The sequence below is a fragment of the Nocardia sp. BSTN01 genome (genome assembly GCF_015354405.1).
Lineage (GTDB): Bacteria > Actinomycetota > Actinomycetes > Mycobacteriales > Mycobacteriaceae > Nocardia.
Map to the genome: position 1 here is coordinate 1 of NZ_JADKYP010000115.1, position 5,811 is coordinate 5,811.

The window sequence follows — 5,811 nt, forward strand, 5'->3', positions numbered from 1 at the left end:
CAGCAGTTCGGCACTGCGTGCCAGCGCCGGATCGAGTTCGTCGCTGGACCCGTGGATGAGGTCGGCGGCCATTCGCACCGTGGTCAGCGGGGTCCGCAGTTCGTGGCTGACATCGGAGGTGAAGCGGCGTTGCAGATTGCCGAATTCCTCGAGCTGGGTGATCTGATTGGACAAACTTTCGGCCATCTCGTTGAACGACATGGCGAGTCGGGCCATATCGTCCTCACCCCGGACCAGCATCCGCTCCTTGAGGCGGCCGTCGGCGAAACGTCCGGCGATCCGGGCGGCCGAGCGGATCGGCAACACCACCTGCCGGGCCACCAGCGCGGTGATCGCGGCCAGCAACAGCAGCAGCACGATGCCGCCGATCAGCATGGTGCCGCGCATCAGGCTCAGGCTGCGCTGCTCGTTGTTGAGCGGGAAGATCAGGTAGACCTCGAGCGTCGGCACTTCCGAGCTCGGACTGCCGATGATCAACGCCGGCCCGCGATATCCGTCCGGATCCGAGATCGTCGCGAACTGGTAACTGACCTGATTCTGCTGGACGAACCGGCGCAACTCGGCGGGAACCTCCAGCATCGGCCCGGCCGTCACCTCCTGCTGGCCGTCGCCGACCATCGCCAGGGCGACGTTGTAGGTTCCGGCCCCGCCGGTGGCGGAACTGCCGCCGGAGGAGAGTGCGCGCACGGCGTCCTGCAACCGGACCGCCTGGGTGCTCGAATCGGAGACACCCGTCAGCTGCGCCTCGACGGTATTGCGGGCGCGGCCCATCTCCTCAACGGCCGCATTGACTTTCGCGTCCAGGAGGCGGTCGGTGATCTGACTGGTCAGCACCACGCCGAGGATCGTGATGACGATCAGCGACAGGGTGAGCGTGGAAACCACCACGCGCAACTGCAGCGATCGTCGCCACGTGTGACCCAGCGACTCTCCGACGGATTTGAACCAGGCCACCACAGCTGCCAGCAGCCGCTCGACGCGACTTCTGGAGCCTGCGATCACGGCGGTCCGGCCTTGTAGCCCACGCCACGAACGGTCAGCACGATCTCAGGGTTCTCGGGATCCTTCTCGACCTTTGCCCGCAGTCGCTGCACGTGCACGTTCACCAGGCGGGTGTCGGCCGCGTGCCGGTAACCCCACACCTGCTCGAGCAACACCTCGCGGGTGAAGACCTGCCGCGGTTTGCGCGCCAGCGCCACCAGCAGATCGAACTCGAGCGGGGTCAGCGAGATCTGCTGACCGCTGCGGGTCACCTTGTGGGCCGGTACGTCGATGACGATGTCGGCGATCGACAGGAGTTCGGCCGGCTCGTCGTCGGTACGGCGCAACCGCGCCCGCACCCGCGCGACCAACTCCTTCGGCTTGAAGGGTTTGACGATGTAGTCGTCGGCACCCGATTCCAAGCCCAGGACGACGTCGACCGTGTCGGTCTTGGCCGTCAGCATCACGATCGGCACACCGGAATCGGCGCGCAGCACCCGGCACACGTCGATACCGTTCATGCCCGGAAGCATGAGGTCGAGCAGCACCAGATCCGGGCGTAATTCCCGGACCGCGGTGAGCGCCTGCGTGCCGTCGCCGACGACATGGGGATCGAAACCCTCGCCGCGCAAGACGATCGTGAGCATCTCGGCGAGCGCCATATCGTCGTCGACGACCAGAATCTTCGGCTTCATAATTACTATGTTGTCATCTCTCCGGCTCGGAACGGGCAACCACGCCAACACTGGTTACATTACCGACGCACATGCCACCCTATCGGCCAATCATTTCCGCCAGTTGTTCGGTGAGTCGGACCGGATCGTCCTGCGGCGCATGGACCCACCAGGGCCCGTGCCACCGCGATTCGGCCAACACACGATAGACCGCCGCCGTACGCTCCTGCAGCGATATATCTCGTTCGTAGGCGTCGAGCGCACGGGCGGTGTCGAGTTCACCTCGGCGCCGGGCGCGTTCGATCGCCAGCTCGGTCGGCACGTCGAGCAGCACCTGGATATCGGGCACCGGCAGTTCGAACCGGCCGAACTCCAATTCCGCTACCCACGAGCTCGTTTCGCCGTCCGCCTGCTCGCCCGCGCGCGCGGCGCTGTAGGCGGCATTGGAGGCGACGTACCGATCGAGCAGCACAATATCGTTGTCCGCCAACAGTTTCGACAACTCGTCGCGGGCCTCGGCGCGATCCAGCGCGAACAGCAGCGCCATCGCGCTCACGGATGCGGCCACATCGCCGTGCCGGCCACGCAGCGCCTCGGCCGCCAGATCCGCGTGGATCGACCGGCCGTAGCGCGGGAAGGCCAGCGTGTCGACGCGCAGCCCGCGGTCGCGCAGGCCCGCCACGACGGCGTCGATCAACGTCCGCTTACCCGCGCCGTCGAGGCCCTCTACCGCGATGAGTGCACCCATAACGTGCAGGTTACAACTCTCGCGTCCACCCTGTTCGACGTACCCGCGGCGCGCTATCGGAAATGTCGACGTTTCAGAAGACGCTACTTTTGGGGGCACCGCACGGGATAACGGTCGCGACGCCGCGCGGGATCAAGGAAGCGTCCCGAAAACAGGAAGGTGCCCATGTTCATCTCTCGTGTATTACGTACCGCCGCAGCGACTCTCGCGATCACCGCGGGCCTCGCCGCCGGTGTCGCGGCGGCCGCACCGCTCCCGCTCGAGCCGGCCACCCCGGTCGCGGGCACCTCCGGAAGTGCGGATTCGGCCACCGACGGCGGCGCCGGCAGCAGCGTCCTCGACTTGTTGAAACTGCTCGGCGACATCAGCCACGGATGTACCCCGGGCACCGTCTGTGCCGCCACGACCACAGCCGGGACGCCGGAGACGAACACCGCGATCGCCGACACGCCGCTCGGATCGGGCTCGGCGAGCGGTTCGAACGAGCCGGGCTCGGTGCTGTGCTGGTTGCTGCACCCCAGCCCCACCTGCCAGATCTGAGCGTCGCGCGCACGAGACGGTTGTCCCGCCGGGCTCGAAAGCACCGGCGGGACAACCGTTTCCGAACTCAGTACCGGTAGTGCTCCGGCTTGAACGGGCCCTCGACATCCACGCCGATGTACTCGGCCTGGTCCTTGGTCAGCTTGGTGAGGGTGCCGCCCAGCGCCTCGACGTGGATGCGCGCGACCTTCTCGTCGAGCACCTTCGGCAGGCGGTAGACCTCGTTGTCGTACTGCTCCGGCTTGGTCCACAGCTCGATCTGCGCGATGACCTGGTTCGAGAAGCTGTTGCTCATCACGAACGAGGGGTGGCCGGTGGCGTTGCCCAGGTTCAGCAGCCGGCCCTCGGACAGCACGATGATCGACTTGCCGGAATCGAAGGTCCACAGGTCGACCTGCGGCTTGATGTTCAGCTTGGTGGCCCCGGAGTTCTCCAGCGCCGCCATGTCGATCTCGTTGTCGAAGTGGCCGATATTGCCCAGGATCGCCTGATCCTTCATTGCCTTCATGTGGTCGAGGCCGATGATGTCCTTGTTGCCGGTCGAGGTGATCACGATGTCGGCATCGGCGATCGCCTGCTCGACGGTGACGACGTCGAAGCCGTCCATCAGCGCCTGCAGCGCGTTGATCGGGTCGATCTCGGTGACCTGCACGCGCGCACCCTGACCGGCCATCGACTCCGCGCAGCCCTTGCCCACATCGCCGTAACCGCAGATCAACGCCTTCTTACCGCCGATCAGCACATCGGTGCCGCGGTTGATGCCATCGATCAGCGAATGCCGGGTGCCGTACTTGTTGTCGAACTTGGACTTGGTGACCGAGTCGTTGACGTTGATCGCCGGGAAAGCCAGCTCACCGGCGGCGGCGAACTGGTACAGCCGCAGCACACCGGTGGTGGTCTCCTCGGTGACGCCCTGCACCGACTCGGCGATCGTGCCCCACTTGCCCTTGTCGGCTTCGAGGCTGGCGCGCAGCAGGTTCAGGAACACCTTGTACTCGGCCGAGTGGGTCTCTGCCTCGGGCGGCACCACACCGGCCTTCTCGAACTGCGCGCCGCGCAAAACGAGCATGGTGGCGTCGCCGCCGTCGTCGAGGATCATGTTGGTCGGCTCACCCGGCCAGGTCAGCATCTGCTCGCCGGCCCACCAGTACTCCTCGAGGGTCTCGCCCTTCCAAGCGAAAACCGGAGTGCCTTTGGGCTCGTCGACCGTGCCGTGCGGACCGACCACGACCGCGGCGGCCGCGTGGTCCTGGGTGGAGAAGATATTGCAGGAGGCCCAACGCACCTCCGCGCCCAACGCGACGAGGGTCTCGATAAGCACGGCGGTCTGCACGGTCATGTGCAGCGAACCCGAAATGCGCGCACCCTTGAGCGGCTGCACATCGTGGTATTCGCGGCGCAGCGCCATCAGGCCCGGCATCTCGTGCTCGGCCAGGCGAATCTCCTTGCGGCCGAACTCGGCCTGTGACAGGTCCGCCACCTTGAAATCGATGCCATTGCGGACGTCAGGGGTCATCTTGCTGGACAGAACCAGGGTCACGGCGTTTCCTTTACATAGATCAGGCGTTGAAGTACTTGGCTTCTGGATGCAGCAGCACGAACGCATCGGTGGATTGCTCCGGATGCAGCTGCAGCTCTTCGGAGAGCGCGACGCCTATTCGGTCGGCGCCGAGGAGATCGATGAGCTTCGCCCGATCCTCGAGATCTGGGCAGGCACCGTAGCCGAAGGAGTATCGGGCGCCCCGATATCCGAGCCTAAAGAACTCGAGCACCTCCGAGGGATCGGACTCCGCGATCGGACGACCTTCGATGATCAGCTCTTCCCGGATGCGGCGGTGCCCAAACTCGGCGAGTGCCTCGGTGAGTTGCACGCCGATGCCGTGGACCTCGAGGTAGTCGCGGTAATTGTTCTCCGCGAACAGCACATTCGCGAAGTCGGCGATGCGCTGACCCATGGTGACCAGTTGGAATGGCATCACATCCACCTGACCGGTTTCGATCGAGTGCTTGCGCGAGCGAATGAAATCGGCGATGCAGAGGAACCGGTCGCGTTGCTGACGCGGGAAAGTGAACCGGAAGCGTTCCGGCGCACCGGGTTTCGGCTCGGAGAGAACAATCACATCATCGCCCTCGGCCACGGCCGGGAAATACCCGTAGACCACCGCCGCGTGCTGGAGCACCCCCTCGGCGATCAGCCGGTCCAGCCAATACCGCAGGCGAGGACGGCCTTCGGTCTCCACCAGCTCCTCATAGGAGGGACCCTCGCCGCCGCGCTGGCCGCGCAGGCCCCACTGGCCCAGGAACAGGGCCCGCTCGTCGAGCAGCCCCGAGTACTCGGCCAGCGACAGGCCCTTGATGATCCGGGTGCCCCAGAACGGCGGCGTCGGCACCGGCAGGTCCGCGGCCACATCGGAGCGCTCCGGCACCACGACGGCGGGCTTGGCGGCCTCTCGCTCGGCGGCGATGCGCTTGGACCGCTCGTGGCGGGCCCTGCGTTCGGCGGCCGGCTCACGTTCGGCAATGGCCTCCGGCGAGCCGGGGTCCAGGCCGCCGCCACGCTTGCGGGTCATGATCTCGTCCATGAGCCGCAGGCCCTCGAAAGCGTCACGCGCATAGTGCACATTGCCCTCGTAGACCTCGGTGAGATCGTTCTCCACATAGCCGCGGGTCAGCGCCGCACCGCCGAGCAGTACCGGGAACTGGCCCGCGACCCCGCGGGCGTTCATCTCCTCGAGGTTCTCCTTCATGACCACCGTGGACTTCACCAGCAGCCCGGACATGCCGATGACATCGGCCTTCTTGTCCACCGCGGCATCCAGGATCGCCGAAATCGGCTGCTTGATGCCGAGATTCACGACTTCGTAGCCA

At 65.8% G+C, this 5,811-nt stretch carries 6 protein-coding genes; 1 reads left to right on the top strand and 5 read right to left on the bottom strand.

The features are described 5' to 3' along the window. The 3 genes from IRT45_RS35735 to IRT45_RS35745 form a co-directional block, all read right to left on the bottom strand. Window positions 1-1,002 (bottom strand): HAMP domain-containing protein (locus IRT45_RS35735; RefSeq protein ID WP_375540188.1); only part of this gene is annotated, 1,002 nt, incomplete at its 3' end. Continuing rightward, on the bottom strand, window positions 999-1,676 hold the full coding sequence (gene mtrA / locus IRT45_RS35740; protein ID WP_030515021.1) for an MtrAB system response regulator MtrA: 678 nt from the start codon (window positions 1,674-1,676) through the stop codon (window positions 999-1,001). The genes IRT45_RS35735 and mtrA, both read right to left, overlap by 4 nt. A 79-nt stretch (window positions 1,677-1,755) precedes the next feature. Continuing rightward, complete coding sequence (locus IRT45_RS35745; RefSeq protein ID WP_194810177.1) at window positions 1,756-2,403, bottom strand: dTMP kinase; 648 nt, start codon at window positions 2,401-2,403, stop codon at window positions 1,756-1,758. A gap of 165 nt (window positions 2,404-2,568) precedes the next feature. On the opposite strand from IRT45_RS35745, the gene IRT45_RS35750 reads away from it, so the two are divergent. Continuing rightward, entirely contained in the window at window positions 2,569-2,943 is a 375-nt protein-coding gene (locus IRT45_RS35750) for a hypothetical protein (protein ID WP_194810178.1), read from the top strand. Window positions 2,944-3,010: 67 nt separating this feature from the next. On the opposite strand, the gene ahcY is transcribed toward IRT45_RS35750, so the two are convergent. After that, the gene (gene ahcY / locus IRT45_RS35755; protein WP_194810181.1) at window positions 3,011-4,459 is read right to left on the bottom strand and encodes an adenosylhomocysteinase; all 1,449 of its coding nucleotides are present in this window, start codon (window positions 4,457-4,459) and stop codon (window positions 3,011-3,013) included. Between the two features lie 43 nt (window positions 4,460-4,502). Then, a partial coding sequence (locus IRT45_RS35760; RefSeq protein WP_194810179.1) for a vitamin B12 dependent-methionine synthase activation domain-containing protein occupies window positions 4,503-5,811 on the bottom strand: 1,309 nt, incomplete at its 5' end.

Bases quoted from the DNA above. Each gene is read 5' to 3' on its own strand.
- IRT45_RS35745 (WP_194810177.1), bottom strand. From the start codon at position 2,403: ATGGGTGCACTCATCGCGGTAGAGGGCCTCGACGGCGCGGGTAAGCGG.
- IRT45_RS35750 (WP_194810178.1), top strand. From the start codon at position 2,569: ATGTTCATCTCTCGTGTATTACGTACCGCCGCAGCGACTCTCGCGATC.
- ahcY (WP_194810181.1), bottom strand. From the start codon at position 4,459: ATGACCCCTGACGTCCGCAATGGCATCGATTTCAAGGTGGCGGACCTG.
- mtrA (WP_030515021.1), bottom strand. From the start codon at position 1,676: ATGAAGCCGAAGATTCTGGTCGTCGACGACGATATGGCGCTCGCCGAG.